Genomic DNA, 26572 nt, shown 5'->3' with positions numbered 1-26572 from the left:
GCGAGGATACGGACCGCCGACCGGTCGCCCGACCTCGACGACCGTCCCCGTGCTCACCCGTGAAACCGGTACAGCGACGTGACGTACGGCAACCGATTGAGCATCCAGACGGCGACCGGCAGTCCGACGACCGTGATTGCGAGGACCGACGCCACGTTCGCCCACAGCAGACTCAGCCACCAGCCGACGAAGACGAAGTAGACGGCTCGGACGGCGAGCGAGCGCTGCCCCCGCTCCGCGTCGGGATCCGAAAGCGACCGCGGCTCCGCGAGAGTGAGCACCGTGGGTACGAGGTTGATCAGTTTGATGCCGATCGGGAGGAGGACGACCGTGACGTTGAGCAGCCACGCGGTGTTGACGACGACCGGCGTCGCCCACCACCCGACGAAGACGAACCAGAGCGCGCGAACGGGGAGAGACCGTTGTGCCATCGGTCCCGCTACACTCCCCGACGGTAAACCCGTATCGCCGACCGCTCGATCCCGTCGACGTGACGCTTGCTTCCGGTCGCCGCGAGCAACGGACGGCGCATTCTCGGGCCCGAAGTCGACTCCGCAGACGGGGGAGCCGCATGAGTGACGATACGGGACGACGAACCAGCGGAGCGCCCCAAGACCACTCCGACGGCTCTGCGGGCGACGAGGCCGGCGAATCGGTGATTGGCCGGGTCGCACTGCGACTCACTCCGGGGTGATCCGCCGGAACTACCGAGCGAAGCTCGTCATCTCCATCCTTCTCGTCGCTCTCCGAGCGCGCCGCCCGGCTCTCGGACACACTCGATCAGTTCGAAACGGATGTCGGCTCAGTCGACGGCGACGAGGCGGTTCCCGACGCCGACACGCCTGACGATGCGTCGGTGAGAGTCCCCGAACGGGGCGGCGTCGACAGCACGGGAGTCAGTCCGGGGTCGACGGACGCGGGGCCGCGAACGGAAGCGGATCTGGACCGAGCCCACCGCATGCGAAGTGCCACCGCTCTGGACGGCCGGAACCCCGTCGCGGCTTCCGACCGGGTCGGCGACCGTCTCACCGCTTCCCGAGCGCCTCCTCGAACACCCGCTGGGCGCGCTCGTACCCGTCGTCTCGATCGACGATCGGGTGCGGGTAGTCGGGCGCGAGCCCCTCACGCTCGTCCCGCGAGAGGGTCGGCCAGTCGACGACCTTCTCGGCCGGTACGTCGCGGAGCTCGGGGACGTACGCCTTCACGAACGTCGCGTCGGCGTCGTATTTCGCCATCTGCGCCACCGGATCGAAGATGCGTACGTCGACCGAGTCGGTGCCGGTGGAGGCGGTCCACTGCCACGCGCCGTGGTTCGAGGCGTAGTCGTGGTCGATCAGCTGTTCGGTGAAGTAGCGCGCCCCGCGCCGCCAGTCGATCAGGAGGTGTTTCGCGAGGAAGCTCGCGACCACCTGTCGCGGGCGGTTGTGGACGTACCCCTCCGCGTTCAGCTGACGCATCCCGGCGTCGACGAGCGGGTAGCCGGTCTCCCCGCGCCTCCACGCCTCGAACTCCCCGTCGGCCTCGCGCCACGCGATCGGGTTCGGGAAGGACTTGTAGTTCGCCACGGCCAGATCGGGGTTGTAGTACAGCAGGTGGTACATCTGCTCGCGCCACGACAGCTCGTCGCGGTATTTGTCGACGTTGCGGCGCGCGTCGCCCGTCGCCGCCTCGAACGCGTCGGTCGCGTCCGCCCACGTCTCCCGGATCCCGATCGCCCCGGTCGCGAGATACGGCGACATCCGGGAGACCGCGTGCGTCGGGGCCTCGACGGCCCGCGCGAGGTCGTCGCGGGTGTCGGCGTACGACCGGATCCCGTAGTCGAGGAACTCGTCGAACCGCTCGCGAGCGGCCTCGTACCCAGCGCCGGGGAGGTCGACGTCGGTGTCGGCCTCGGGGACGCCCGTCTCGTCCCGCACGTCGGCCAGCGCGTCCGGCTCGGGCTCGGGGTACGGGTCGGCCTTCGGAACCCCCGCCCAGTCGTCGTGAAACCGCCCGTGATTCGCGTAGCGCTCCGCCAGCCGCCCGGGATCCACCAGCACGGCGTCGGTCCGCGCCTCGCTCTCGACGCCCGCGTCGGCGAGGGCGGCGTCGACGGCCCGCCGGCGGCTCTGCCGAACCGGGCGGTAGTACTCGTTGTAGAAGACGGTCTCGGCACCGTACTCGCCCGCGAGGGCGGGGAGCACCTCGTCTGGATCGCCCGCCCGAACGATCAGGTCGCTCCCGAGTTCCCGATAGCGCGCCTTCAGCCGTTTCACGTGGCGGAGAGCGAACGCCCGCTGGCGTGCGCTCACGGCCTCGAACGGGTCGGTGTCGTGGACGAAGACGGGGAGGACGGTCCCCGCCTCCGCCGCCGCCGCGAGCCCGGCGTTGTCGCGCGTCCGCGGATCCCGTCGGTGCCAGAACAGCTGCATGAAGCCGATACGGGCTCGACCGGATAGTGTCCTTCGGCCGGAACGCCGACGGAGACGTACTGGGCCTGAACACCGGCGGATCGAACCCCCTCCGCGTGATCGTCTTCCTCGGCCGCGCTAACGCCTCATCCGTGCGCCTTCGCGATGTCGGCCACCATCGAGAGCCCGAACTCGGTCCCGCGGTCCGGCCTCCCGTTCGACGAGCAGCCGAACCAACACAAATTTGCGCGTATACCGGCCACCATCGTACACTGATGGTCGATCGTGACTCGTGGGTCTCGAATGTGGGGTTCGTCCTCGCGGCTGTCGGCAGCGCGGCCGGCCTCGGGAACATCTGGCGGTTCCCGTGGCTGACCGCTGACAACGGCGGGAGCGCCTTCCTCGTGCTGTACCTGTTCCTCGTCGTCGGCGTCGGCGTTCCGGGACTGCTCACCGAGTTCGTCCTCGGGCGGCGCGGCCGCCAGACGCCGATCGGCGCACTCCGCGCGCTCATCGGCTCTCGATGGGGCACGCCGGTGGGCGCGTTCAACGTCGTCACGACCGTCGTCATGCTGTCATTTTACTCGGTCGTCGGCGGCTGGATCCTCAGGTATGCGATGTCGTCGCCGACCGGGGCGTACTTCGCCCGGCCACAGCAGTACTTCGGCCAGGCGAGCCACGGGCTCCCGGCGGTCGCCTTCCACCTGGTTTTCCTCGCGATCATCGCCACGATCGTCTTCTTCGGCGTGAGTCGGGGGATCGAACGCGTCTCGAAGGTCATGCTTCCCGCGGTCGTCGTGTTGCTGGCCGGTCTCGCCGTGTGGACGGCCACCCAGCCCAACACGGCCGCGGGGTACGCATTCTACCTCGACTTCGACGCGGAGTACCTCACGGCGCACTTCTTCGACGTACTCGGGCCAGCGGCCGGACAGGCGTTGTTCACGCTCTCGCTGGGTGCCGGTTCGATGCTCACCTACGCCTCGTACCTCGACGAGGACGCGTCGCTCCCGCGCGACACGCTCGTGATCGCCGTCTCGAACACGGCCATCGGCGTGCTCGCCGGGCTGGTCGTCCTCCCGCTGCTGATCTCACAGGGGACCCCTCCCGGTGAGGGCGGCCCCGGCGCGCTGTTCGTCGCGCTCGCGACCGCCTTCGCCTCGCTCCCCGGCGGCCCCCTCGTCGCGACGGTCTTCTTCACGACCGTCCTCTTGGCGGCGGTGACGAGCGGCATCAATCTGCTCGAAACCCCCGTCGCAACGCTCGTCGACAACTACGACGCGTCGCGCCGGTCGGCGACGCTGCTCGTGACGGCGCTGATCGCCGCGACCGGAAGCGCGCTCGCCCTCGTCGGGCCGGCGTTCCGGTTCGTCTCCGGGCAGGTCGTCGACGTCATGCTGACGGTCGGCCTGTTCGCCTTCCTCGCGATCGGCGGTTGGGTGCTCCGGGACGAAGCGGTCGCGGAGTTCCGGCTTGGCGCCGGCCGCCTCGGCGGCTTGGCCACGCCGTGGATACTGGCGGTCAGCTGGGTACTCCCCGTCGTCGTCATGTTCTCGCTGACGACCACACTCGTGTCGATCGTCCAACTCCCGCTGGGGTCCGTCTCGCGCGTCGCGATCGCCGTACTCACGACTCTCGCGTTCCGGATCGCAGTCACTCGGTCGACACGCGGCGGGCCCGGCCGCGGCGAGCGTCACTGATCGGAGCCACCGGCGCCACCGCTTGCGGGGCGAGCCATCGGGTCGGCCGACGGGTGTCCGCTCGGCCCCGTCGACTCGTTCCCCGTCACCACCCGTGTGTTTAAGCCGATGAGCCCGAAGCGGAAGTATGGAGCCGTTCGTCGCTGTCATCCTCGTCGGCGTCCCGCTCGGCTGGCTCGTCGCGTTCGCCGCCTACGCCTACCTCGACGCGCCGAACCACGGGATGAATCGGAATAAGTGGGCGCTCATCTGCTTTTTCGTCCCGCTCTTCGGCTTCTTCGCGTACGTTTTCGAGCGCGGCGAGCGCGACTACGACCCGTCGGAGGACCCCTACGCGCCGGGGAGCGACTCGCGCACGGCCGGTCTCGCCGTCCACGAGCGGCGGCGAGGGGAGAAGGGGCTCGGCCCGGCCGGGACCGAGGCGGACGACGGCAGCGACGGGGCGGACGGAGAGAACGAGTGGAACGATCCGGACGGGATCGACATCGACGACGATCGGTGAGCGGGCGGCGCCTTCGACGGCGACCGTGGGAGCTCGGCTACAGCAGATCGAGTAACGCCGACCGCCGCCGTTCGAGGTCGAACGCGGCGTCGGCGGCGTCGAGTCGCTCGAAGAAGGCGAAGGCGTCCGCCCCCGACCGCTCCGCGTGCGCGACGAGCGCCTCGATCGACGCCCGGTTGAGCGCCAGCGACTCCAGCTGCCCGCAGGCGAGCGCGAGGGCGATACCCGCCTCGCCGGCGGGGAACGCGGGGTCGACCGCCGAGAAGTCCGGACCGGACCCGTCGGTGGCGCGCTCGTCGGTCGGGGCGTCGCTGGCCGGGTACGTCCGGAGACACCGCGTGCAGATCGCCGTCGTCGGAGCCGGCGCGTGCTCGCGGAGCGCGGGCGGGACGGCGAACGCGACGACGGCGGCGTCGCAGTGGGGACAAGACATAGAGACGAATCGATTTGACTGCTAGACGCGCGAGCGGGCGGCCGGGGTCAGTCCGCGGGCTCCGGGTCTCCGGTTTCGGCCGCTGCGGCCTCGGCGGCGGCCTCGGCTTCCGCTTCCGCCTCCTCTTCCTCCTTTTTGGCCTTGATCTTCTTCATGCGGAAGATCTCCTCGCGCTCCTGCTCTTCGAGCTTCTGCTCGATGTACTCCTGGTTCTCGTACAGGGTCGGGAGGAGCGTGAACTCCAGCGCGTTCACGCGGCGCTTGGTGGTCTCGATCTCCGTGAGCATCTTCTTCATCGCCGTCTCGACCTCGGCGGCGAGAATGATCTTCTCTAACAGCTCCTCGTAGGCGTCCGCGGCCTCGTCGATCCGCGCGGAGGAGCCGAGCAGCCCGTAGCCGCGTTCGTCGAGGCTCTTCCGCACCTTCGAGGACTCGATCTGCGGGACCACGACGCCCATGATGTTCTTCGACTGGGTCGTGATCTCGGGGTGTTCCTTCAGCGCCGCGGCCGCGCCGCGGACGGCGACGTCGCCCTCCATCGCCCGGGCCATGTCGATCTTGCGCTGGGCCGTCTCGTAGTTCTCGGACACGTCCGACCGGACGTCCTGCGCCTGATCGAGGATGTCCATGAACTCCATGATGAGGCCGTCACGCTTCTGCTCGAGCGTGTCGTGACCGCGCTCGGAGAGCTCGATGCGGTCCTCGATCGCCATCAGGTTCTTGCGTGTCGGTTTGACGTCCTTGGCCATCTATTGGAGGGAGATAACGAACCGAGCCTGTTAACCTTTTATTGTTCGTCGACGGACTCCAGCGTTCGTCGCTCTCTCGTCTGTCAGCCGCCGGCGTCCTCGAACTCGCCGTCGACGCCGGGACCGACGCGTCCCCGCTCCCCATCGCCGGAAGCCCGCCCGGCGGCCGACTGCTCGTCGCCCGCCGTCCCCGTCGCCCACCGGATCGTCACCAGCCGGTAGAGGATCACTCCCTGTACGACGAACAGGTTCGTCACGAGGAAGAACGTCGCCTCCTCGATCGGAAGTCCTCCGATCGCGACTCCCGTGGTGTACCGGGCGGAGAGGACCCAGACGCCGAACTCGATGGCGATCCGGTCGGCGAGACAGAGGTACAGCGCCGGGAGCAGCGTTCCGAGCGCGACGACCCGCCGACGGGCCCAGAGCTGCGGCCCCCCGACCGCCCACTGCAGCGCCACCACCGGCGCCGACCACGCGAGGACCGCACCGAGGTAGAACCCCCCGTCGGTGCCGAGCAGTCGCCATCCGGCGAGGCCGACCGCGAGCGCCGCCCCGACTCCGACGACCCGCCCCGCCACGGGGCGTGCCGATAGTTCCCACGAGTTGTCGGCATCGAAGTGCGAGAGCCACAACGCGGTCAGCCACGGCTGGACGACGATGAACAGGTACTCTTCGATCGGGGCGTTCCAGATCCGCAGCGCTGTTCGCCCGTCACCGTACCACCACACTCCTCTGGCGATGAGGTAGTTGTCCCACGGGGTCGTGTACGCCAGCGCGACGGCCGTGATGATGACCACGCCGGCCCAGTAGTGTCGCCAGCCGTGCGACTGGCCGGTCTCGCTTCCGTCGCTCGACGACCGGCTCACGAAGCCGGTCGCGACGAGGAACAGCACGGCCGGGACGAGGAACGCGAGGTGAAACTGGACGTAGGTGAACGGAACGTTCATTGGTGGTAACCGCGGTGACCGCACGGATCGGTTCACACGACGCGTCGGACGGACCGACGCATCATCGATCGAGCACCTCGCCGCTCCGCCGGTCGACACCGACCGGCGTCCCGAGCCGGGTGTGGCGCGCCGATCCCGTCCGGAATGTCGGTCGCGCGTCGGCCCCCGTTAGTCCGCCGCTCCGGGCTCCGCGGTCGCCGAGCCGGCGGCGTCGAGGACCTCGCGGCTCGACAGCAGGATGAACCCGAATCCGACCTTCGCGACCAGATCGAGCACCATGAATCCCGCCGTCTCGACGTTGAGCGAGATGATCTGCAACCCTTCGGTGCCGAGGATCCACCAGACCGGATACACCAGCCAGACGACGACGATCAGCGTCCGGAGGGTGCTGAACGTCGACGCGGCCGACCCCGACAGCTCGGACGCCTTCTCGTCGAGCGACCCGTACAGCATGTACAGGAGCACGAGCAGGAACCCGGTGGAGACGCCCCACCAGACGAGCCGCGTCCCGCCCGCGGAGAGCACGGCCGCGCTCGTCGACAGCGTCGCGATCGCCCCGGTGGCGATCATCAGCACGTCGAGGCCGACCAGCGACGCGAGCTGGTTACGGGTCGCTCCGGCGAGCAGGCCGAGGTCGATGAGCAGGAGCGGCGTCGTGAACAGCCAATCGGTGTACCGGGCCCAGTATATCGGCAGCTCCTCGCCGCCGAGCGTCACCGTCGTCAGCCCGAATCCGAGCGCCATCGCGAGATAGTTGACGAACGCGATGGCGGTGATGAATATCGTCACGATGTAGAACTCCTGCCGCCGCCTGTCGGTCTCCCCCCACCCCCTGGCGATGAAGTACACCATCCCCAGGAGCATACCTAGCGTCCCTATCCAGAGCCAGATCCCTTCGCTACCGGGTTGTGCCATCATGGCGCACGTAAACATATGGAAAGATCAGATGTAAGCGGCGTACACAACTAGTGTGGCCGTCCGAGTGACCCGGACGAAACTTCCCTAACGGCAGGCGTTCGCCGTCGATCGAGCCCGTTCAGCGTTCGAAGATCGCCGTCGCGATCTTGCGCTGTGCCGCTCGCAGGTGCTGGTGAAACGTCGACCGGGTCACGCCCATGGAGTCGGCGATTTCCTCTCCGTTCGTCTCGTGTGGCCACTCGAGGTACCCGCTCGTGTACGCGCGGATCAGCGCGGCCCGCTGTCGCTCCGTCAGTTGCGACTCGATCTCCGCGGCGAACCCGCGGGGCGTCTGGCGCGTCTGTTCACGCCGGCAGTAGCTGCGGAGGTCTGCGTCCGGCAGTTGCTCCATCGCATCGGTCGCGAGCGACCGCGCCAACGCCTCTCGACCGACCTCGATCGTTACGACCGCGACGTTCTCCTCGACCGCCCAGCCGCACACCTCGCCGCTGTACTCCCTGAGCAACTCCTCCAGCTCCGTCTCCTCCACGGACACCTCGATCACGGGAACGTCGGTCTCCGCGGCGAGAACCGCGTGGACCGTGACGCCCGCCGCCTCGCCGGCCGCGCGGATGCGTTCGGCGTCGACGCCCGCCGCTCCGTCGGTCTCGAACAGCAGCGACCGCTCGTCGCGGTCGCCGACGGTCCCCGCGTGGCGGAGCGAGCAGGACAGCGCCTCGGCGAACGAGCCCAGCGGGTGCCCGCGGAACGCCAGTTCGAACTCGACGACGCCCTCGCCCCGGAGGGTCCGCTGGCTCTCGAGCGCGTTGATCCCGAGCGCGACGGTCCGCCCGAGCGCAGTCAGTACGTCGCGCTCGTGCCGCCGGAACGCTTCGGTCTGTGCGTAGACGGCGATGACGCCGTAAACCGCTCCGCCGAAGTAGAGCGGCACCCCGGCGACCGCGGACGCCTCGCCCTCCTCGTCCGGGCCGATCGGTTCGAGCTGTACGCGCCGACTGTCGATCGCCGCCGCGACGGCCCGCTTGACCGATTGCCCGTCGGAGTCGGCGGTCGCGATACTGATCCGTCCGGTCTCCGGACCGACCTCGCCGGCCGCCGCTCGCGGTTCGATCGCCTCGGTCGCCGGGTCGTACGTTCCGATCCACGCCCCGGTGTACGTGTCCGCGATGCTCCGAACCACCTCCTGCCGGAGGTCCTCGCGGGACGACGCCCGCGTTACCGCCTCGGTGACGTCGGCGACGACGCCGTCCAACCGCTCCAAGAGGCGCGCCTGCGCGACCCGCTCGTGTTCGATCCGCGCCGCCCGGTTCGCGGCCGCCTGCTCGGCGCGCTTGCGACGCGTGACGTCCTGTTGAAAGCCGACGTAGTACGCGACCTCACCGGCGTCGTCCCGCAGTGGTGCGATCGTCACCTCGTTCCAGAACAGCTCGCCGCTCCGTCGGTAGTTGCGGAGTTCGACCGTCGTCGCCTCGTCGTCCTCGATGGCGGCACGCATCTGCCCGACCGGCTTCTCCCGCGTCGCCTCCCCCTGCAGGAACCGGCAGTTGCGTCCGACCGCGTACGACGGCGAGTACCCCGTCATCCGCTCGAACGCGGCGTTCACGTAGATCAACGGCATATCCGGCTGCGTCGCGTCCGCAACCGTGATCCCGACCGGCGCCTCGTCCATCGCACGGGTCTTGAGCGCCTCATCGACGGTCTCGGTACTCGCCGATGTCACCGTTCCAGACGCACGCGCCGGTCGTTCGGTCCCCGCGTCGGTCTGGAGCCCCGGGCGTGTCATACACTCTCAATGTGTCGGACAACCAAAACGTGTGGGGTAACCGGGGGTGTCCGGTCGGAGGCCGATCGACTCACGTTCCCGGCGAGTCGCGCGCTGCCGCCGCTGGTCGGGACGGCGTGCGAAAGAGCGGAAAGAGAGCAGCCGCGATCAGTCGGCCGCTTCGACGACTTCGCGCTCGGAGTCGTCTTCGCGGTAGTACTCCTCGATGAACTCCTCGTCGATCCGGTTGAGGGCGTCCTTCGGGAGCATCGAGAGCAGGTCCCAGCCGATCTCCAGCGTCTCCTCGATGTCGCGGTTCTGGTCGAAGCCCTGGTCGACGAACTCCGACTCGAACGCGTCCGCGAAGTCGAGGTACTTGTTGTCGAGCTCCGAGAGCGCCTCGCGCCCGACGATGTTCACGAGGTCGCGCAGGTCCTCGCCCTCCGCGTACGCCGCGAACATCTGGTCTTTCACGTCGGCGTGGTCCTCGCGGGTGAGCCCCTCGCCGATCCCGTCGTCCATCAGCCGCGACAGGCTGGGGAGGACGTTGATCGGGGGCTGCAGGCCCTGACTGTTGAGGTCGGGGTCCACGTAGATCTGCCCCTCCGTGATGTACCCGGTCAGGTCCGGGATCGGGTGGGTGTCGTCGTCGCCCGGCATCGTGAGTATCGGGATCTGGGTGACCGAGCCCTCACGACCCTGAATCCGGCCGGCGCGCTCGTACAGCTGCGCCAGGTCGGTGTACATGTACCCGGGGTAGCCGCGTCGGCCCGGGACCTCCTCGCGAGCCGCCCCGATCTCGCGGAGCGCCTCGCAGTAGTTGGTCATGTCCGTCAGGATGACGAGGACGTGGTAGTCCTTCTCGAAGGCGAGGTACTCGGCCGTGGTGAGCACCATCCGCGGGGTGACCGTCCGCTCGACGGCGGGGTCGTCCGCGAGGTTCATGAAGACCACGGAGCGCTCCAGCGCGCCGGTGCGCTCGAAGTCCTGCATGAACTCGTTCGCCTCCTCCTGCGTGATCCCCATCGCGCCGAAGATGACGGCGAACTCGGAGCTCTCCTCGTCGTCGCCCTCCTCCTCTTCGGGCACGCTGGCCTGCCGGGCGATCTGCATCGCCAGCTCGCTGTGCGGCTGACCGGAGCTCGAGAAGATCGGGAGCTTCTGGCCGCGAACGAGGGTGTTCATCCCGTCGATCGCGGAGACGCCCGTCTCGATGAACTCCTCGGGGTACTCCCGCGAGTACGGGTTGATCGCCGCGCCGACGATGTCCTGTCGCTCCTCGGGAACGATCTCCGGACCGTCGTCGATCGGGCGACCGGAGCCGTCGAGGACCCGTCCGAGCAGGTCCTCGGTGACGGGCATCTTCATCGTCTCGCCCAGGAAGCGGACGGACGCGTTCTGGTCGATACCGGAGGTGCCCTCGAACACCTGGATGGCGACGACGCCTTCCGAGGATTCGAGCACCTGTCCGCGCAGCGTCTCCCCCTGTGCCGTCTCGATCTCGACGATCTCGTCGTAGCCGATGGCCTCGTCGACCTCGGCGTACACGAGGGGACCGCTGATCTCGGTGATGGTTTGATACTCTTTCATGTTAGTAGAGGCTCCGGAGTTCCTCGGTGATCTCCGCTTTGAGCTCCTCGACGTACTCCTCGTAGTCCTCCTGGACGCCGATCCGGTTGATCCGGGGTGCGGAATCGGTGTCGACGATCTCCTCGACGGGGACGCCCGCTTCGAGCGCCCTGAACGCCTCGTCGTTGAACGTCTCGATCGTCGTCAGCATGAGGTACGTCTTCTCCGGCGGGCAGTAGGTGTCCACCGGGTGGAACGCGTTCTGCTGGAGGTACGCCTCGCGCAGGTACCGCGCGACCTCGAGGGTGAGCTGCTGGTCGTCGGGGAGGGCGTCCTTCCCGACGAGCTGGACGATCTCCTGCAGCTCGGTCTCCTCGTCGAGCACGTCGACCGCCCACTGGCGCTTCTCGGCCCAGTCGTCGGCGACCTCGTCTTCGAACCACGGGTCGAGCTGGTCCTTGTACAGCGAGTACGACTCGTTCCAGTTGATCGACGGGAAGTGGCGGCGCTCCGCCAGGTCCGCGTCGAGCGCCCAGAACGTCTTCACGATGCGCAGCGTGTTCTGCGTGACCGGCTCCGAGAAGTCGCCGCCAGGCGGCGACACCGCGCCGATCGCCGAGACGGAGCCCTCCGTCCCGTTGACGTTCTCGAAGTAGCCGGCGCGCTCGTAGAACTGCGCGAGCCGGGCGGCGAGGTACGCGGGGTACCCCTCCTCGCCGGGCATCTCCTCCAGCCGGGAGGAGATCTCGCGCATGGCCTCCGCCCACCGCGAGGTGGAGTCGGCCATCAGCGCCACGTCGTACCCCATGTCGCGGTAGTACTCGGCGATCGTGATCCCCGTGTAAATACAGGACTCACGCGCCGCGACGGGCATGTTCGAGGTGTTCGCGATGAGCGAGGTCCGGGCCATCAGCGGGTTGCCGTTGGCCGGGTCCTCGAGTTCCGGGAAGTCCTCGATGACCTCGGTCATCTCGTTGCCGCGCTCGCCGCAGCCGACGTAGACGATGATGTCGGCGTCAGCGTACTTCGCGAGCTGGTGCTGCGTGACCGTCTTCCCGGAGCCGAACGGCCCCGGAATCGCGGCCGTCCCGCCCTTCGCGATGGGGAACAGGCCATCGAGGATGCGCTGACCGGACACCAGCGGCGTCCGGGGCGTCTTCTTGTTCGCGGAGGGGCGCGCCTCGCGGACGGGCCACTCCTGGTGCATCGAGACGGTCGTCCCGTTGGCGAGCTCGGCCACCGTCTCGGTGACGTCGAACGAGCCCGACTCGACGGCGGTGACCTCGGTGGTCTCGCCCTCGTCGAGGGCGTCCGGCGGCACCATCACCTTGTGGTCGATGGTGACCGTCTCCTCGACGACGCCGACCACGTCGCCGCGGCCGACTTCGTCGCCGACCTCGACGGTGGGCTCGAACTCCCACTCCTTCTCGAGGTCGATGCCGGGCGCGTCGACCCCGCGGTCGAGGTACGGACTGCCCATCTTGCCCTCCAGCACGTCCAGGGGACGCTGAACGCCGTCGTAGATGGCGTCCAGCATACCCGGACCAAGGTCGACCGACAGCGGCTCGCCCGTGTTCTCGACGGGCTCACCGGGGGCGACCCCGGAGGTCTCCTCGTACACCTGAATGGTCGTGATGTCGCCTTCGATCTCGATCACTTCCCCCATGAGGCCTTCGTCGCCGACGTAGACGACGTCGTTCATGCGGGCGTCGAGGTCGCGGGCGCTCACGACCGGACCGCTCACGCTTTGGATAACACCGTCTTCGCTTGGGGTGGTCTCCGTGGATTCTGCTTTACTCATATTAGTCGTCCTCCTCCATCAAGTCGATCCCGATGGCTCGTTTGATCTGGTCGCGCAGCCCGCCGCTGCCGGCGCCGGACCCGCCGAGAGTCACGAGCACGGGCTCGATGCTCCCCTCCACCGTCTCGCGGGTCCCCCGCGAGAGGTGGTCGAGGTCGTCGTCGTGCATCACGATGATGCCGGTCCCCTCGTCTTCGAGGGTCCGTTCGACGGCGTCGTCGAGCCGCTCGTCCTTCTCGTCGTCCGGTACGTTCTCGAACTTCCGCACGCCGGCGAGCCTGAATCCGGTGGTGAACTCGGGGCTCCCGACGACGGCGATCTCCTGGCTCATGTTATCACCAGCTCCGATTCGATCTGGTCGGCCGACAGACCGGCCTCCTTCCCGCGGGCGATCGCCCGGATGTTCTCGACCTCGCGCTCCTTCGCGAGGATGTACGAGATCACCGGCGTGACCGACACCGGGTGAATCGTGCCGAGCCGGTCGCTGTAAGCCAACAGGGCGGCGTCGATCGCGTGCTCGAACGCGATGAGGCTGCCCGCCTCCTCGAGCTCGCGCAGCGCGGGCCCGAGCTCGTCGCCGTACTGGCTGTCAGCGATGTACTCGACGAGGTCGTCGAGGTTCCGCGCGAGTCGCGCGAGCGACCCCCGGGTGAACAGCTCGCCGCCCTCGATGAAGTACGCCGCGGGGTCGATATCCGCGCCCGACCGGGCGAGCCGGAGGGCGTTCGCCGCGTTCCGGAAGTCGACCTCCGCCTTGAGGAACGCCTCGTACTGGCGGGTGGGCTCGTCGTTGCCCAGCCCCGACAGGAGCCGCTCGTAGAACGCGCGGTCGACGGCGTTCTCCAGCGGCACCAGCACGCCCGTCTCCTCGTACTCGGCGTGCGCCTCTCGAAGCGGGTCCCCGTAGATGGTGTCTTCGAGCACCTCGACGACCGCGTCGATCGAGTCGGCCTCGAGCAGCCGCCGGATCCGTCGGTCGTCGAACTCGCCGGCGCGGATCAGGTCGACTTCGATCGCCGACTGGTCCGCGTCCGTGTAGACGCCGCGGATGACCGTCTTCACGTTCCAGGCGTCGAACTTGCGGAGGTACCGGGCGATCAGGTCGTACAGCGACCCCTCGCTCCAGTCGAGGATGTCGTCGAACTGCCCGGCGAGGTTCCGGTTCAACGCGTACTCGATCAGGTCCACGCCGCCGTGGCGACTGCCGAGGGCGTTGATGTCCGCGCCGTAGCTCGACTCCTCCATGAACCGGGCGATCTCCGCCGGGCCCATCCGGGTCAGCTTCCGGTACTCCTCGTCACCGTAGAGGCTGCCGCGGCGGGCACGAACCCGCGCGACGACGTACTCTGGGTTCGAGCTCCCGACGGCGCTCATTGGTCGAACAGTCGCTCCGAGATGTTCTTCAACTCGTCGTCCCAGACGGACTCCAGGATCGAGTCGAACGTGTTGTTCACGCGAACGCGAGAGGTGTCGCTCTCCGCGACGATACCGCCGAGGCAGTCGATTTCGCCGTCAACCGCGGCGTTGCGGTCTTCGACGAGCTCCTCGACGAGCTCGACGTCCTCGGCGCGAGTGTAGACGGCGACGCTCTCGTCGTCGTCGAACTCCGCGAGGGTCGCGTCGAGCAGCGTCTCGGTCAGCTCGCGGCGGCGGTCGCCGTCGAGCTCCTCGATGGCGGCCTCGACGTCGTCGTAGACGTCCTCCAAGACGTCACGACGGGCCCCGAGCCGCTCCTGTTTGGCCTCGAGTTTGGCCGAGGAGAGCGTCTGCTCACGCTCCTGATCGATCTGTCGATCGACCTCGGCGAGCCGCTCTTCGCGGATGCGCTCGGCATCGGCCTCCGCCTCGGCGACGATCTCGTCCGCCTCGGACTCCGCCGCCTCACGGATTTCCTCTGCACGCGCGCGGGCTTCGTCTCGAACGTCCTCAACGACAGTGTCCAAACTCATTGGTGTGGAAAGGGGGTGCCGCTTAGACGATGAAGACGACGACGAGTGCAAGAATGACAATCGTCTCGGGGAGGACCGTCAGAATGAGCCCGTTGACGAACAGATCGTCGTCTTCGGCCATCGCGCCGACGGCCGCGGAACCGATTCCCCGCTCGGCGTAGCCCGCGCCGAGCGCCGCCAGCCCGACAGCGAGAGCTGCCGCGGCGTTGGCGTCAGTCAGCGTTCCACCGGCCTGCAGTGCGACGTTCCCGAGTTCGTTGGTAGCTTCAAGCATTGGTAGTAGTTGCGGTTGCTCGTCTCCGAACAGTTGCTAGTTGCCGCCACAGTGGTCATAAAGCTTCCCAAAACGACCGAATAGAGCGCCCCTAACGCGGAAGAGAAATGCGACTAACGACGGCGAACTCCGAACCTCATGCGGTGTCCGCGAGGCGGGTCGCGGAGCGGCCCGCGACCGTCACTCCTCGTCGGCGGTGTACTGCCGGTCGTACCCGAACGGCAGGTACGAGTCGCCGCCGCCCTGGTAGAAGTTCCCGAAGAACTCCACGTACTCGAGACGCACCGCCTGAATGCCGGCGGAGGTGACCCCGAGCGCCAGGACCACGATGTGACCGACGACCGCGACCAGGATCCCACCGACGAGCGCGACGATCCCGACCGCGCCGATCGATGCCGGATCGAACGCGGTCGTGATCCCGGCGAAGACGAGCTCGTACTCTTCGGGGTGGCTCTGGATGTACTCGAGGTAGTCGGCGCTGAAGATGAAGTGGAAGCTCCCCTCTCCACCCTCGCCGATATACGCCCCGAACGCGAGCAGGTTCACGGCGAGCGCCATCCCGCCCTTCGCGAGCAGGACGGCCATGATCCGCGCGTACGAGATGACGTTCACGATCGGCGAGAGCACTTCCGCGAGCTCCGGCGGCTCACCGACCGCGAGCAGGCCGATGCCGAGCAGGATGGCCGCGATGGCGACGTAGCCGACCTCGACCGGGACCGGGAAGGTGTCGAACGACACCATCCCGAACGTGAGCAGCGAGAACGACTCGTAGAGGAAGTCCGGCTTCGGACCGGGGAGCTGTTGGCTGAAGACCCAGATCCACGCGCCGTTGAGGATCAGCAGCCACGAGCCGCCCTCGTAGAGGGCGTGCTTCAGGTCGTGCTGCTGGTAGTTGCTCACGAACGAGAGGACGTGCCCCGCGTTCAGGTGGACGAGCCCGAACAGCACGCTGGCGACCAGGAACGACAGCGCCCAGTCGATGTCGGCGGGCGAGAGCCCCTTCCCGTCGACGGGCCAGTGGACGTCGCCCGGCAGCAGCTGGTAGGCGTGGTAGCCGAACACGTCGATCCCGAAGTAGATCCCGAACAGGATCGTGAAGCCGCCGGCCCACAGCGCGACGGCGCCGAGTTCGCGGAAGGTCCCGTCGTACCTGCTGTACAGGAAGGCGCCGATCGCGGCGTACAGCACGCCGTACCCCACGTCGCCGATCATGAAGCCGAACATGAGCGGGAACGTGAGGAACACTAGCAGCGTCGGGTCGAACTCAGAGTACTTCGGCCGCCCGAACCCCTGCACGAGCAGTTCGAAGGGGCCGGCCGCGCTCCCGTTGTCCTGAACGACCGGCGGGTCGTCGTCGCCGTGAGCCGCGTGGCCGCCGTCCGTGGCCGCCGCGGGTTCCGCGCCGCCGTCCGCGACAGCCTCGGTGTGGTGGTCGCCGTCGGGGGTGAAGGAGGCGCGTTCCAGCTCCTCGACCTCGGCGTGGTCACCGACCGCGTCGGTGACGGCCGCCTTCAGGTCGGAGAACGTCTCGGTCGGAACCCACCCCTCCGCGATGAAGGCGTTCTCGGTGGTCGCGAAGGAGAGCGGCGCCTGCTTCTTCTCCGCTTCGATGGTGAGCTGCTCCTCGGCGCGCAGCAGGAAGCCGGCGGCCTCCTCTCGCACCGCGTCGAGCTCCGCTTCGACCTCCTCGAGGTCGCTCCGGAGCGCCTCGCGTTCGCGCTCCAGCTCCGCGACGTACTCGCCCGGGCTGGTGTCCGCCTCCGGAACCTCCAGCAGGGCGATGTCGACGCCGACGAGCGAGTCCTGCAGGACGCCCTCGTCGGCCCCGTCGGCGGGGCGCGCGAAGATCGCGACGACGTCGCTCCCGGCGAACACGTCGAAGGCGTCGATCCCGTCCGCGTCGGCGAGCGTCGCCTCGACCGCGTCCGGCTTCGCCTCGCCGACGATCACTTCGAGCGAGTCGTACCCGCCGAGCAGGTCGAGTTCGATGCCCAGGTCCGCGAACGGCTCCATCCGCTCGATCTCTTCCTCGCGGTCGCGGATCTCGGCTTGGAGGTCGTCGCGGCGGTCGTTGAGATCGTTGACGCGCTCGCGCACGTCGGCGAGCTCCGACTCGAGCGCCTCGTCGTCGAGCGGGCGGGCCCCGTCGACTTCGTCCCCCTCGACGCCGAGGATGCTCTCTAGCGAGCGCACAGTGACGAGCTTCTCGTTGACGGTCTCCGCGCCGTCGAGCGACTCGCCGGGCGAGAAGCCCTCGTAGCGCTCGTCGTAGTCGGTGACGTGCAGGGAGTGGTGTTCGTACGTCGCCTCGATCACGTCGTCGATGACGCGCTTCGAGCCCGTCACCGACACCTTGCTCATCCGCTCAGGCCTGAGCATCCACCGCCTCCTCGGCCTGTTGGTTCACCGCTTCTTCGAACCGTTCGACGGCGTAGTCGACGGCCGAGTCCACGCGGTCGCGGGCCTCGCGTTCGAGCTCGTCGCGGTCGGCACGACCCGATTCGAGGATCTCCTCGCGGCGTTCCTCGATCTCCTCGCGGGCCGATTCGAGCCGCTCTTGGGCCTCGGATTCCGCCGCTTCCTCGGCCTCGGCGCGGATCTCGTCCGCGCGCTCTCGAGCCTCAGCGAGGCGCTCGTCGGCGTCCGACTCAGCCTCCGCGATAATCTCATCCGCGTCCCGTTCGGCCTGCTTGATCGAGTTGAGCACCTCTGGTCTCGCCATGCTACTAATCGCCTGAAACTCTACAAGCGACGTATAAGGTGTTTGCGAAAGTGTGCTCGCGCTTCCGGCGACGCAGACGGTCGATCGCGCCGGAACGCGGCTCCGATCGCGCTGTCGCCGCCTACATTTAAGTACCAGTCGCCGGACCCTCACCGTATGGCAACGGTGTATGCGGTCGCGTCGGCGAAAGGTGGGGTCGGGAAGACCACCACGACCGCCGCGGTTGCGACGCTCCTGGCCGACTCGGGTGCCGATGTCGTCGCGATCGACGCCGATCTCGGCATGGCGAACCTCGCGGCGGCCGTGGGAGTCCCCTCCGGCGGGATCACCCTCCACGACGTGTTGGCGGGAGCGGCCGAGCCCGCCGACGCGGTCCACGAGGGACCGTCCGGGCTCCGTGTCGTCCCGGGGGCCGCGGACCTCGACGCGTACGCGGCGGCCGACCCCTCCGGGCTCCGCGACGTCGTCGAGGCCTTCGACGACGCGGACTACGTGCTCGTCGACGCCGGCGCGGGGCTCTCGCACGACTCCACGCTCCCGCTCGGGCTCGCGGACGAGACCCTGCTCGTCTCCACCGCCGAACAGAGCGCCCTCGGAGACACCGAGAAAACGCGCCAGCTGACCGAGCGGCTCGGCGGCTCCGTCGCGGGCGCCGCGATCACCCGTCTCGACCCCGCGACCGCCGCGGACGACGCTCCGATCGAGGCGGTCGACCGGACCCTCGACGCACCCGTGATCGGGCGCATCCCCGATGACGACGCGGTGCTGCGCGCGGTGGAGTCGGGCGAGCCGCTCCCCGTCTTCGCTCCGGACGCCCCGGCGACCCGCGCGTACCGCGACCTGACACGGGCGCTGACCGGCGCGTCGATCGACGGTCCCGGGCTCGCCGCCGTGGCGCCGGACGACGAGGACGCCGACGATGCGGAAGCGGGCGACGCGGAAGCGGACGATGCGGCGGACGGCGACGCCGGACCTGCCGAGACGGCCGAGGCCGACGATACCGAGCCCGACGACGTTGCGCTGGGTGAGGAAGACATCATCGTCGCCGACGCCGATCGGGGCGGGCTCGGCGACCCGAGCGACGAGGAGGACATCATCGTCGCCGCGGAGTCGCCCGTCGAAGATATCGAGGAGGCCGAGGGGGCCGCCTCCGACGCCGAGGATACGACCGACGAACCCGCCGAGCGCGCCGGTGATGAGTCGTCCGATGTCGCGGGCGCGCCGGCCGCGGACCAGCACGACGCCGTCGACGGCGAGACGGAGACGGTCGGCGAAGACCACGTCGACGGCGACGACCTCGAAGCGATGATCGAATCGGACCTCGACGCGGACCAGTTCGACGAAGGGGACGACGAGCTCGACGACAGCGCCGATACGGACGAGGCCGCCGAGTCGGTCGAGCCGCCCGCGTCCGACACGCCGGCGGAGCCCTCGCCGAGCGAGGCCCGCGACGCGGACGGGGAGTCGGAATCCGGGCCGGGGTCGGAACCGAACGACGGGACCGACTCCGATCCCGACGACGAACTCGCCGGCAGCGTCCCCTTCCGCGACGACGACACGGGGACGATGAACACCGTCCTCTCCGAGGAGGACGACGACGAGGACGACGACGAGGGAGACGGCGGTTTCTTTAGCCGGCTGCTCGGCCGATAGCGGACGGCGTTTCAACAGTCAGAGCGGCGGGAGCGTCTCCCGCCCGCGATCAGGCTTCGGAGGGGGCTTCCGCTCGGTCGCGGATGAGTTCGCGGATCTCCTCGGGGTCGGTGATGCCGGCGAGCTCCTCACAGGAGACGAGCGCGGTGCCGTCGACCGACTCGCGCTTCTCGTCCTCCTCGGTGAAGTAGACGGAGCGGGTCTGGGCCACCTCGCCGATCGAGGACATGATCCGCGCGCGCTTCTCTGCGGCCGGCGTGAACGCCGAGTGACCGGTGAGCACCCGCGTCACGGCGCTCCCCTCGTCCTCGGAGACGGCCTTGAACGGCGCGCGGGCGGTCGGGTGGACGGTGAACCCCGCGTTCGTGAGGACGTGGAGGACGTGCTCGTCGTCCGGGTCGGTCTCGGGCGCAGAGGGGGTGGGGTCGGCGTCGCGGACCTCGTCGGCCCCGTCGAGCACGTCGACCGGGCTGGAAAACGGCTCGTTGAACAGCTCTTCCAGTTGGATCGCCACCTCGATGGAGGCGTTCATCCCGTCCTCGTACTTCGAGACCGTTCGGCGCGAGACGCCGAGTTCGGTCGCGAGGCGGCCGAGCGACCAGCCGCGCTCCTCGCGCTCGTCGGCCAGCAGGTCGCCGTCGAGGCTGACGTACAGGCCGCCGGGCGCCGCGTAGATGAGCGGGGGCATCCCCTCGACGAACAGGTCGTACCCCGTGTCGGGGTTGATCACCGGAACGCCGTGCCGGAAGTAGACGACGCCCGGCTTCAGATCCTCGTTGCGGGTCCGGACCCCGATCACCATCGGCGTCGCCTGCAGGTACTCGCCGAGCCGCCGCATCTCGGCGCCGGTCTCCGCGTCGAGCGCGTCGACGTTGCCGAGGATCTTCAACAGCACGAGGTCCTCGCCGCGGCGTGCCGCCACGTCGAAGCTCTTGGGCCGGACCGCACACCGGTCGCTGACGAGGAAGCCCGCGTCCTCCAGCATCGCGGTGACGTTCTCGATCAGCGCAGTCCGGGACATAGTCGAAACAAGCGGCTCGCCGTATATATGCGTTGTGTCAGTTGTAGCCACTCGAAACCCCTGCCACCCTGCGTTTTTCCCGATCGGGGTGGCGATGCAGTTATATACCCGTTCGCCGGCGCTCCCGCTCGTCCACGCCCGAAACCGGTTTGTCCGGGAGCCCAAAAGGACGCGTATGCCCATCGTCGCCGTCGACGACACCGACTCCCGCGAGCGCGGGATGTGCACGACGTACGTCGGCGCGCGGCTGGCCGAGCGGCTCGACGCGGCCGGCGGTCGCGTCCGCCGCCGCCTCCTCGTCCGACTCAACCCCGCCGTGAAGCACAAGACGCGGGGCAACGCCGCTGTCGCGCTCCACGTCGCCGGGTTCGACGCCGACGCGGCCTTCGACATCGCCGCGGAGGCCGTCCGGGAGTTCGCGGCGGCCGACGACCCTCGGACCTCCCCCGGTGTCGTCGTCGCCGATCTCGACTTTGTCGACGCCGACCCGACCGACCGCGACGCCGCGGGGGACCGTTTCGGGTCGATCACCCCGCCGATCCCGGCCGACGTGGCCGAGTTCGCCCGCCGCGCGCTCCGGCGACGCCTCCCGCTCGACGAGGCCCTCGCCCTCGCCGACGCGCACGGCTTCCGGCACGCGGCGTTCGGCTCCGGCGGCGAGACCGACGCGGAGGCGGTCGCGGGACGCGGGCGGATCGGCGCGCTCGCGGCCGTCGGCGCCCCGGCGGCGTTCGACGACTGGACCGTCGAGCGCATCTCCTACCGCGAGCTGGACCGCTGTGGCACGCCCCGCGACGTCGACGTCGAGAGCCTCTTCGCGGCCGCGGGCCGGGGGTACCCGACCGTGTGGGACACCGTCGACCGCGGGACGGGCGAGGCGGTCTGCGTCCCGAACGCGCCCGGCCCCATCCTCCACGGAATCCGCGGCGACGACGCCGACGCGTGCCGCGAGGTCGCCGAGTCGATCGCCGCCGAGCCGGTCGAGCGCGCCGCGACGTTCCTGACGAATCAGGGCACAGACGCACATCTCGCGCCGGGTGCGATCGGCGACCTGCGCGACGGCGCGGGCTACCGCGTCGCCGGGACCGTTGCGAGCGAGCCGGAGACGAAACGGGGGGGTCACGTCCACGTCGACGTGGCGGCCCCCGACGGCGATCGCGTGGTGCTCCCCGGCGACGACGGCCGCCCACGCCTCCGGTGCGTCGCGTTCAAACCGACGGGTCGGTTCCGCGACCGCGTGCGCGCCCTCCGTCCCGGCGACCGGGTGACGGTGTGCGGCGAGCACGAGGTCCGGCCGGCCGGGGACACCGCCGGAGGCGACGGCTCGGAGAGCGACCGGCCGACGGCGACGCTGAAACTGGAGAAGCTCGCCGTGCGCGACCTCGTCGCGACGGAGCCCGCCGTCCCCACCTGTCCCGACTGCGGGCGGTCGATGTCGTCGGCGGGCCGGGGACAGGGGTACCGCTGCCGCGACTGCGGCACCGACGCGCCCGGAAAAGTCGAGGAACCGATCGAGCGGGAGCTGGAGCACGGCTGGTACGAGGTCCCGCCGAGCGCCCGGCGACACGTCGCGAAGCCGCTCGTCCGCGGCGGCTTCGACGGACCGGTCCACCCGGAGCGGTAGTCGGCGGGAGGCGAGGGAAGCCGGCGCGGGCGGTCCTCAGTCGCTCGCGACCAGCTTGTAGCACATGCCGGCCTCGTCGGAGTCCTCGGGGGCGCGCTCCGCGTAGTAGATCCCGTCGTCGGTCACGGCGGGCGCGCTGGTCACGTCGCCCCGGCCCTCGGCGGTCCAGGTGACGGACCCGTCGTCGCGGTCGAGCGCGTACAGCTTCGCGTCGTACGAGCCGACGAGCACGTGGTCGTTCGTGGCGACGGCGCTCCCGGTGATCCAGCCGCCAGTCGGCGTCGCCCACAGCTTCTCGCCGGTTTGGAGGTCGATCGCGTACGCGTTGCTGTCGTGGCTCCCGACGTACACCTCGCCGTCGTGGACCGCCGGCGCGCACATGACGCCGCCCGTGTCTCCCGGATCGGGGCTCCCCCTCGCCGTCTCGCCGCCGTCGGTCTCGAACTCCCACAACACGGAGCCGTCCTCGACGTCGAGCCCCGTGACGGTCCCGGCCCACGAGGGGACGACCGCGATCCCCTCGCTGATCGCCAGGGGGAGCTTCACGTCGCCGCCGGTGTCGTAGGCCCACTCGCGCTCCAGGTCGGGGAACGACCACGCGTAGCAGTGGCCGTCGTTGGAGCCGAAGATGAGACGACCGCGTTCGCGGTCGATCGCGACCGTCGAGTGCGGGTGGTTCGTGGGGCGCTCGTCGCGCCACTCGATCTCGCCGCTCTCCGCGTCCATCTTGACGACGCTCCCGCTCGGGGTCGCGTGCTCGATGGCGACGTAGAGCTTCCCGTCGTGGTACGTCGGGCTGGCGGCGGCGGCGTCGCCGGCGTCGGTCTGCCACAGGATCTCGCCGTCGTCGAGCGCCACCGACGAGACCACGCCGTCGTAGGTGCCGACGTACAGGCTCCCGTCCGCGATCGCCGGGGTCCCGTGGCTGCCGCGGTCGTCGTCGCTGATCGAGGTCGCCCAGTTCACCGAGCCGTCCGGCGCGATCGACTGCACCCGCCCGGTGTCGTCCGCGAGCACGATCGCCCCGTTCGGCGCCTTTACCGGACTCCCCTTCGAGGCCGAGTGGTCGCCGCGGTTGGCCGGCACCTCCCACGCGGTCTCGACGCTTTCCGGGATCGTCGCGTCGACGTACCCGGTGTTCCGGAGGCCTCGCCGGAACTGCGTCGACAGCCCGTCGTCGGGCCCCTCGGTCGGTCGGTCGTCCTCGCCGTCGCTCCCGTCTCCGGACCCCCCGCTCCCGGCCGTATCGCCCTCGCCGGATCCGTCGGTGTCGAGGCCGGAACAGCCGGCCAGTCCCGCGACCCCCGCGGTGGTCGCGCCACCGAGGGCCCGCAGCCAGTCACGACGCGTTGGTTCGGTCATGCTGGGTTCCTACCCCCAGCGATAATAAAAAGCCACGCTCCTCGGCGCCGCGTTCGCGGGACTCCGGACCGGGACGACCGAAGCCGCCCGGTGCCGTGAAGTGTCCCGTGTCCGATCTCCGAGCCATGTCCGGAATCGTGTTCAACGCGACGGAGCAGCACGACGCAGTCGTCGACTTCTATCGCGAGACGATGGGCGCCACGGTGCGGCTCGAACAGCCCGACTGCGCCATATTGGGTTACGACAACATGCTGTTCGGGTTCTGCGAGCGCGACCACACCGACGACTGCGGGACGATCACGTTCGTGTACTCGGACCCTGACGCCGTCGACGAGGTCCACGAGCGACTCGATGCGGCGCCGGGAGCCGACGCCGTCGGGTCGCCACACCGGAACGACCGCTACGACATCTACCAGTTCTTCGCGGAGGATCCGGACGGCCGGACCGTCGAGTGCCAGGCGTTCCTCGACGACGCGGTGTCACTCCCCTGACCGTCGGCTCGATCGCCTCGCCGGAGTCGCGGTGTGGTGGGGTCGACGCTCCCTGTCGACGCCTCTGGTTACTCGACGTCGCGCTCCTTGCGCCACGTCGCCGCGCGCTCGAGTGCGGCCTCGCGGTCGTCGAACCGCTCGCGCTCGTAGGCCGACTCGTCGGCGGCCTGCTCCATCACGTCGAGGCGGGCGACGAACCCGCCGTCGCCGCGCTCGCGGATCCGGACCGTCGCGTAGTCGTCGGAGCGCTCCCACTCGGTGATCACGTCGTCCTCGCGTCCCACTGACCAGGGCATACCGGAGAGCGCGCGCGGCGCGGCTAAAGCGACGCGGTTCGGCGTCGGGGGTGTGCGGCCTCGGGAGCGGCGTCTCGACGGCGGCGTGATCAGTTCCCGTCGTCCGTCGGCGCCGTCGCGTGCGAACAGACCGGACAGACGGCGTAGCCGAGGGCGTCGTACGGCACCGACGCCGACGGAGCGGTCACGTCGCACTCGGGACAGTCGAACGTCGACTCGGTCTGACTGCTCATACATCATCGTGCGGGTGCTTCGCATATCGTTATGAGGCGCTTGCCGCCCGCTCAACGAGTGCCTACTTATAAGCGGTCGGCGGGACGAAGGCGACCGTGACCGAAGACGTCCACGCGGAACGGCGCGAGCGCGCGGCGGCACGACTCCGGGGCGTCGGCGCCGACGGACTCGTCTGTTTCCCCAGCCGGAACCTCCAGTATCTCACCGGATTCGTCGAGGAGCCGGGCGAGCGACACCTCTTCCTCGTCGTGCCCGCCGCCGGCGAGCCGACCCTGTTCGTCCCCGCTCTCTACGAGACGCAAGTCCGGGAGGCGACCACCGTCGACGCGGTGCGGACGTGGGCCGACGGCGACGACCCGGCCGCCGCGGTCCGGGAGCTGCTCGGCGACCTCGGGCTCCGCGAGGGACGCCTGCTCGTCGACGACACGATGTGGGCGACGTTCGCGCAGGACCTCCGGGACGCCGCGCCCGACGCTGAGTGGGGGCTCGCGAGCGAGGCGCTCGCCGCCCTCCGCGTCCGGAAGGACGCGGCCGAGGTCGACGCGCTGCGCGCGGCCGCGGTCGCCGCCGACGAGGCCGTCCGGGACCTCCGCAACCTCGGCGCCGACGCGGTCGGGATGACCGAATGCGCCCTCGCCGACCAGATCGCCGACCGGCTGGCCGCGCACGGCGGCGAGGGGGTCTCCTTCGAGACGATCGTCGGCGCGGGGCCGAACGGGGCGAAGCCCCACCACGGGCACGGCGACCGAGAGATCCGGGCGGGAGAGCCCGTCGTGCTCGACTTCGGCACTCGAGTCGACGGCTACCCCTCGGACCAGACCCGGACCCTCGTCTTCGACGGCGAGCCGCCGGCCGAGTACCGGCGCGTCCACGAGACCGTCCGCGAGGCGCAGGCCGCGGCGGTCGCGGCGGTCGAACCGGGCGTCGCCGCCGAGGCGGTCGACCGGGCCGCACGCGAGGTCATCGAGGACGCCGGCTACGGGGACGCGTTCGTCCACCGCACCGGCCACGGGGTCGGGCTCGACGTCCACGAGGAGCCGTACGTCGTGGCCGGCAACGACCGGGAGCTACAGCCGAGGATGGTCTTCTCTGTGGAGCCGGGGGTCTACCTCGACGGGCGGTTCGGCTGCCGGATCGAGGACCTCGTCGTCGTCACCGAGGACGGGTGCGAGCGGCTGAACGGCACCGACCGCGGCTGGCGGTGAGACGCGTCAAAACGGACGGGGGTCGGGGGAATCAGTGCGTGCCGTCGCGGCACGACATCGCGGGAGTCGTGTGCGCGATCCCGCCTGACAGTTGTCGCCGGATCGTATAACCACACCACCGAATTGTTTTGGGTGCACCGCCTCGACCGCGGGCCGGCCCCTCCCGGTGCGGCGCCGAATCGCCCCGCACCTTGGCTCGCATCGAAACCATTAGTGTCGCCGGAGCGAAAGCGCGGGGTATGAGCGACAACGACGAGGCCGAAGCGGAGGAGCCGGCCGTCGAGCTTGGCGAGGGGCCGGACGTGGCGGGCGAGCCGATCGCCCGCGTCGCGTCCCGTCTCACGTGGCCCGCGAAGCGCAGCGACCTGCGCGCCCAGGAGGGCGACGCGACGATCCGGACGCCGGAGGGCGCCCGCGACCTCGACGACGTGCTCGCGGCGTCGGAGGTCCCGCTGTTCGAGGGCCGAGGCGAGTTCGTGACCGAGGTCGAGGAGATAATCGGTTCCGGTCCAGTCGCGACCGAGTAGCCGTCCGCCGTTTCTCGCCTCTCTCTGCTTCGTTCGTCTCTCTGCTCCGTCTCTCTCCCCGCTCCGACCCTCTCCCTGCTCCGCCCTCCTCCCCGCGTCCGGTCCGTCTCCCTTCCCGTCCGTCGCGAGGTTTTTGTCCGGGCGACACGGACTCGGCGTATGGCGATTCCCTTCGACCCGCACGAGCTCGATCCCGAGGAGTACGGCGAGACGCAGACCACGCTCGAAACCGACCACGAGTCGGCGATCGAGCGCGTCCGCGAGGTGTGTCTCGACGCGGGGTTCGGGATTCCCGTCGAGTTCTCCCCGTCGGAGATGCTCAACGAGAAGGCCGATGCGGGCCGCGATCCGTACTACGTCCTCGGCGCCTGCAACCCCGAGATGGCCGACCGCGCGCTCGACGCGACCGAGGGGCGGATGGGCGCGCTGTTCCCGTGTAACATGGT

Annotated in this window: 27 protein-coding genes; 8 read left to right on the top strand and 19 right to left on the bottom strand. The window is 69.4% G+C overall.

Annotated elements, in window-relative coordinates; all coding sequences use genetic code 11:
• Positions 1–53: 53 nt before the first annotated feature.
• Together DJ69_RS04870 and DJ69_RS04865 are read right to left on the bottom strand one after the other, a co-directional pair.
• The gene (locus DJ69_RS04870) at positions 54–431 is read right to left on the bottom strand and encodes a YccF domain-containing protein (protein ID WP_099254564.1); all 378 of its coding nucleotides are present in this window, start codon (positions 429–431) and stop codon (positions 54–56) included.
• Between the two features lie 594 nt (positions 432–1025).
• Positions 1026–2411, bottom strand: a complete 1386-nt coding sequence (locus DJ69_RS04865) for a cryptochrome/photolyase family protein (protein WP_099254563.1) — start codon at positions 2409–2411, stop codon at positions 1026–1028.
• Between the two features lie 254 nt (positions 2412–2665).
• Between DJ69_RS04865 and DJ69_RS04860 the strand changes: the two genes are divergently transcribed.
• Positions 2666–4087, top strand: coding sequence for a sodium-dependent transporter (locus tag DJ69_RS04860; protein WP_099254562.1), 1422 nt, complete (start codon positions 2666–2668; stop codon positions 4085–4087).
• Between the two features lie 127 nt (positions 4088–4214).
• A complete protein-coding gene (locus DJ69_RS04855) occupies positions 4215–4589 on the top strand; it encodes a PLD nuclease N-terminal domain-containing protein (RefSeq protein ID WP_099254561.1) in 375 nt (124 codons plus the stop codon).
• Positions 4590–4626: 37 nt separating this feature from the next.
• Here DJ69_RS04855 and DJ69_RS04850 read toward each other — a convergent pair whose 3' ends face one another.
• The 13 genes from DJ69_RS04850 to ahaH form a co-directional block, all read right to left on the bottom strand.
• Positions 4627–5022, bottom strand: a complete 396-nt coding sequence (locus tag DJ69_RS04850; protein ID WP_099254560.1) for a DUF6276 family protein — start codon at positions 5020–5022, stop codon at positions 4627–4629.
• Positions 5023–5069: 47 nt separating this feature from the next.
• On the bottom strand, positions 5070–5771 hold the full coding sequence (locus DJ69_RS04845) for a V-type ATP synthase subunit D (protein ID WP_099254559.1): 702 nt from the start codon (positions 5769–5771) through the stop codon (positions 5070–5072).
• Between the two features lie 83 nt (positions 5772–5854).
• Positions 5855–6718 carry a lycopene cyclase domain-containing protein gene (locus DJ69_RS04840; RefSeq protein ID WP_099254558.1) on the bottom strand — a complete coding sequence of 288 codons (864 nt, stop codon included), beginning with the start codon at positions 6716–6718 and terminating at the stop codon, positions 5855–5857.
• A gap of 168 nt (positions 6719–6886) precedes the next feature.
• On the bottom strand, positions 6887–7633 hold the full coding sequence (locus tag DJ69_RS04835; RefSeq protein ID WP_099254591.1) for a bacteriorhodopsin: 747 nt from the start codon (positions 7631–7633) through the stop codon (positions 6887–6889).
• A gap of 121 nt (positions 7634–7754) precedes the next feature.
• Positions 7755–9419, bottom strand: coding sequence for a PAS domain-containing protein (locus tag DJ69_RS04830; protein ID WP_099254557.1), 1665 nt, complete (start codon positions 9417–9419; stop codon positions 7755–7757).
• Between the two features lie 147 nt (positions 9420–9566).
• Entirely contained in the window at positions 9567–10988 is a 1422-nt protein-coding gene (locus DJ69_RS04825; RefSeq protein WP_099254556.1) for a V-type ATP synthase subunit B, read from the bottom strand.
• A gap of 1 nt (position 10989) precedes the next feature.
• Positions 10990–12768 (bottom strand): ATP synthase subunit A, encoded by a 1779-nt coding sequence (locus DJ69_RS04820; protein WP_099254555.1) that lies wholly within the window; start codon positions 12766–12768, stop codon positions 10990–10992.
• 1 nt (position 12769) lies between these two features.
• The gene (locus DJ69_RS04815) at positions 12770–13099 is read right to left on the bottom strand and encodes a V-type ATP synthase subunit F (RefSeq protein WP_099254554.1); all 330 of its coding nucleotides are present in this window, start codon (positions 13097–13099) and stop codon (positions 12770–12772) included.
• A complete protein-coding gene (locus tag DJ69_RS04810; RefSeq protein ID WP_099254553.1) occupies positions 13096–14142 on the bottom strand; it encodes a V-type ATP synthase subunit C in 1047 nt (348 codons plus the stop codon). Before DJ69_RS04810 ends, DJ69_RS04815 begins: the two co-directional genes overlap by 4 nt.
• Complete coding sequence (locus DJ69_RS04805; RefSeq protein WP_099254552.1) at positions 14139–14717, bottom strand: V-type ATP synthase subunit E; 579 nt, start codon at positions 14715–14717, stop codon at positions 14139–14141. The genes DJ69_RS04810 and DJ69_RS04805 overlap by 4 nt, the downstream gene beginning before the upstream one ends.
• A gap of 22 nt (positions 14718–14739) precedes the next feature.
• Positions 14740–14991 carry a hypothetical protein gene (locus DJ69_RS04800; protein ID WP_004049078.1) on the bottom strand — a complete coding sequence of 84 codons (252 nt, stop codon included), beginning with the start codon at positions 14989–14991 and terminating at the stop codon, positions 14740–14742.
• A gap of 180 nt (positions 14992–15171) precedes the next feature.
• Positions 15172–17352, bottom strand: coding sequence for a V-type ATP synthase subunit I (locus DJ69_RS04795; RefSeq protein ID WP_099254551.1), 2181 nt, complete (start codon positions 17350–17352; stop codon positions 15172–15174).
• 4 nt (positions 17353–17356) lie between these two features.
• Complete coding sequence (gene ahaH / locus DJ69_RS04790; RefSeq protein ID WP_099254550.1) at positions 17357–17713, bottom strand: ATP synthase archaeal subunit H; 357 nt, start codon at positions 17711–17713, stop codon at positions 17357–17359.
• A 156-nt stretch (positions 17714–17869) separates the two neighbouring features.
• Here ahaH and DJ69_RS04785 point away from each other — a divergent pair, with 156 nt between their 5' ends.
• Positions 17870–19366, top strand: a complete 1497-nt coding sequence (locus tag DJ69_RS04785; RefSeq protein ID WP_099254549.1) for a nucleotide-binding protein — start codon at positions 17870–17872, stop codon at positions 19364–19366.
• A gap of 49 nt (positions 19367–19415) precedes the next feature.
• Here the strand turns inward: DJ69_RS04785 and DJ69_RS04780 are convergent, their stop codons facing one another.
• Positions 19416–20387, bottom strand: a complete 972-nt coding sequence (locus DJ69_RS04780) for a transcriptional regulator (RefSeq protein WP_099254548.1) — start codon at positions 20385–20387, stop codon at positions 19416–19418.
• Between the two features lie 175 nt (positions 20388–20562).
• Between DJ69_RS04780 and DJ69_RS04775 the strand changes: the two genes are divergently transcribed.
• Positions 20563–22011 (top strand): tRNA(Ile)(2)-agmatinylcytidine synthase, encoded by a 1449-nt coding sequence (locus tag DJ69_RS04775; RefSeq protein WP_099254547.1) that lies wholly within the window; start codon positions 20563–20565, stop codon positions 22009–22011.
• Between the two features lie 36 nt (positions 22012–22047).
• Here the strand turns inward: DJ69_RS04775 and DJ69_RS04770 are convergent, their stop codons facing one another.
• Positions 22048–23373, bottom strand: coding sequence for an outer membrane protein assembly factor BamB family protein (locus tag DJ69_RS04770; protein WP_099254546.1), 1326 nt, complete (start codon positions 23371–23373; stop codon positions 22048–22050).
• 125 nt (positions 23374–23498) lie between these two features.
• Between DJ69_RS04770 and DJ69_RS04765 the strand changes: the two genes are divergently transcribed.
• Positions 23499–23864: a VOC family protein gene (locus tag DJ69_RS04765; RefSeq protein ID WP_099254545.1), complete on the top strand. Its 366-nt coding sequence runs from the start codon at positions 23499–23501 to the stop codon at positions 23862–23864.
• Between the two features lie 68 nt (positions 23865–23932).
• On the opposite strand, the gene DJ69_RS04760 is transcribed toward DJ69_RS04765, so the two are convergent.
• Together DJ69_RS04760 and DJ69_RS18240 are read right to left on the bottom strand one after the other, a co-directional pair.
• The gene (locus DJ69_RS04760; RefSeq protein WP_099254544.1) at positions 23933–24160 is read right to left on the bottom strand and encodes a DUF7543 family protein; all 228 of its coding nucleotides are present in this window, start codon (positions 24158–24160) and stop codon (positions 23933–23935) included.
• Between the two features lie 89 nt (positions 24161–24249).
• On the bottom strand, positions 24250–24393 hold the full coding sequence (locus DJ69_RS18240; RefSeq protein WP_180271725.1) for a hypothetical protein: 144 nt from the start codon (positions 24391–24393) through the stop codon (positions 24250–24252).
• 96 nt (positions 24394–24489) lie between these two features.
• Here DJ69_RS18240 and DJ69_RS04755 point away from each other — a divergent pair, with 96 nt between their 5' ends.
• The 3 genes from DJ69_RS04755 to DJ69_RS04745 form a co-directional block, all read left to right on the top strand.
• Positions 24490–25599 carry an aminopeptidase P family protein gene (locus DJ69_RS04755; protein ID WP_099254543.1) on the top strand — a complete coding sequence of 370 codons (1110 nt, stop codon included), beginning with the start codon at positions 24490–24492 and terminating at the stop codon, positions 25597–25599.
• Positions 25600–25838: 239 nt separating this feature from the next.
• Positions 25839–26126, top strand: coding sequence for a DUF5789 family protein (locus DJ69_RS04750; RefSeq protein ID WP_099254542.1), 288 nt, complete (start codon positions 25839–25841; stop codon positions 26124–26126).
• Positions 26127–26285: 159 nt separating this feature from the next.
• Positions 26286–26572, top strand: a 287-nt coding sequence (locus DJ69_RS04745) for a DUF302 domain-containing protein (RefSeq protein ID WP_144050387.1), incomplete at its 3' end; no start/stop codon positions are given.

This window comes from Halorubrum persicum, assembly GCF_002727125.1.
GTDB lineage: Archaea > Halobacteriota > Halobacteria > Halobacteriales > Haloferacaceae > Halorubrum > Halorubrum persicum.
The sequence above is the reverse complement of the archived record's forward strand: the minus strand, read 5'-3'. Positions and strand labels throughout refer to the sequence as shown.

Coding starts and splice junctions, on each gene's coding strand:
- DJ69_RS04870 (WP_099254564.1), bottom strand. CDS start 431: ATGGCACAACGGTCTCTCCCCGTTCGCGCGCTCTGGTTCGTCTTCGTC.
- DJ69_RS04865 (WP_099254563.1), bottom strand. CDS start 2,411: ATGCAGCTGTTCTGGCACCGACGGGATCCGCGGACGCGCGACAACGCC.
- DJ69_RS04860 (WP_099254562.1), top strand. CDS start 2,666: ATGGTCGATCGTGACTCGTGGGTCTCGAATGTGGGGTTCGTCCTCGCG.
- DJ69_RS04855 (WP_099254561.1), top strand. CDS start 4,215: ATGGAGCCGTTCGTCGCTGTCATCCTCGTCGGCGTCCCGCTCGGCTGG.
- DJ69_RS04850 (WP_099254560.1), bottom strand. CDS start 5,022: ATGTCTTGTCCCCACTGCGACGCCGCCGTCGTCGCGTTCGCCGTCCCG.
- DJ69_RS04845 (WP_099254559.1), bottom strand. CDS start 5,771: ATGGCCAAGGACGTCAAACCGACACGCAAGAACCTGATGGCGATCGAG.
- DJ69_RS04840 (WP_099254558.1), bottom strand. CDS start 6,718: ATGAACGTTCCGTTCACCTACGTCCAGTTTCACCTCGCGTTCCTCGTC.
- DJ69_RS04835 (WP_099254591.1), bottom strand. CDS start 7,633: ATGGCACAACCCGGTAGCGAAGGGATCTGGCTCTGGATAGGGACGCTA.
- DJ69_RS04830 (WP_099254557.1), bottom strand. CDS start 9,419: ATGACACGCCCGGGGCTCCAGACCGACGCGGGGACCGAACGACCGGCG.
- DJ69_RS04825 (WP_099254556.1), bottom strand. CDS start 10,988: ATGAAAGAGTATCAAACCATCACCGAGATCAGCGGTCCCCTCGTGTAC.
- DJ69_RS04820 (WP_099254555.1), bottom strand. CDS start 12,768: ATGAGTAAAGCAGAATCCACGGAGACCACCCCAAGCGAAGACGGTGTT.
- DJ69_RS04815 (WP_099254554.1), bottom strand. CDS start 13,099: ATGAGCCAGGAGATCGCCGTCGTCGGGAGCCCCGAGTTCACCACCGGA.
- DJ69_RS04810 (WP_099254553.1), bottom strand. CDS start 14,142: ATGAGCGCCGTCGGGAGCTCGAACCCAGAGTACGTCGTCGCGCGGGTT.
- DJ69_RS04805 (WP_099254552.1), bottom strand. CDS start 14,717: ATGAGTTTGGACACTGTCGTTGAGGACGTTCGAGACGAAGCCCGCGCG.
- DJ69_RS04800 (WP_004049078.1), bottom strand. CDS start 14,991: ATGCTTGAAGCTACCAACGAACTCGGGAACGTCGCACTGCAGGCCGGT.
- DJ69_RS04795 (WP_099254551.1), bottom strand. CDS start 17,352: ATGAGCAAGGTGTCGGTGACGGGCTCGAAGCGCGTCATCGACGACGTG.
- ahaH (WP_099254550.1), bottom strand. CDS start 17,713: ATGGCGAGACCAGAGGTGCTCAACTCGATCAAGCAGGCCGAACGGGAC.
- DJ69_RS04785 (WP_099254549.1), top strand. CDS start 17,870: ATGGCAACGGTGTATGCGGTCGCGTCGGCGAAAGGTGGGGTCGGGAAG.
- DJ69_RS04780 (WP_099254548.1), bottom strand. CDS start 20,387: ATGTCCCGGACTGCGCTGATCGAGAACGTCACCGCGATGCTGGAGGAC.
- DJ69_RS04775 (WP_099254547.1), top strand. CDS start 20,563: ATGCCCATCGTCGCCGTCGACGACACCGACTCCCGCGAGCGCGGGATG.
- DJ69_RS04770 (WP_099254546.1), bottom strand. CDS start 23,373: ATGACCGAACCAACGCGTCGTGACTGGCTGCGGGCCCTCGGTGGCGCG.
- DJ69_RS04765 (WP_099254545.1), top strand. CDS start 23,499: ATGTCCGGAATCGTGTTCAACGCGACGGAGCAGCACGACGCAGTCGTC.
- DJ69_RS04760 (WP_099254544.1), bottom strand. CDS start 24,160: ATGCCCTGGTCAGTGGGACGCGAGGACGACGTGATCACCGAGTGGGAG.
- DJ69_RS18240 (WP_180271725.1), bottom strand. CDS start 24,393: ATGAGCAGTCAGACCGAGTCGACGTTCGACTGTCCCGAGTGCGACGTG.
- DJ69_RS04750 (WP_099254542.1), top strand. CDS start 25,839: ATGAGCGACAACGACGAGGCCGAAGCGGAGGAGCCGGCCGTCGAGCTT.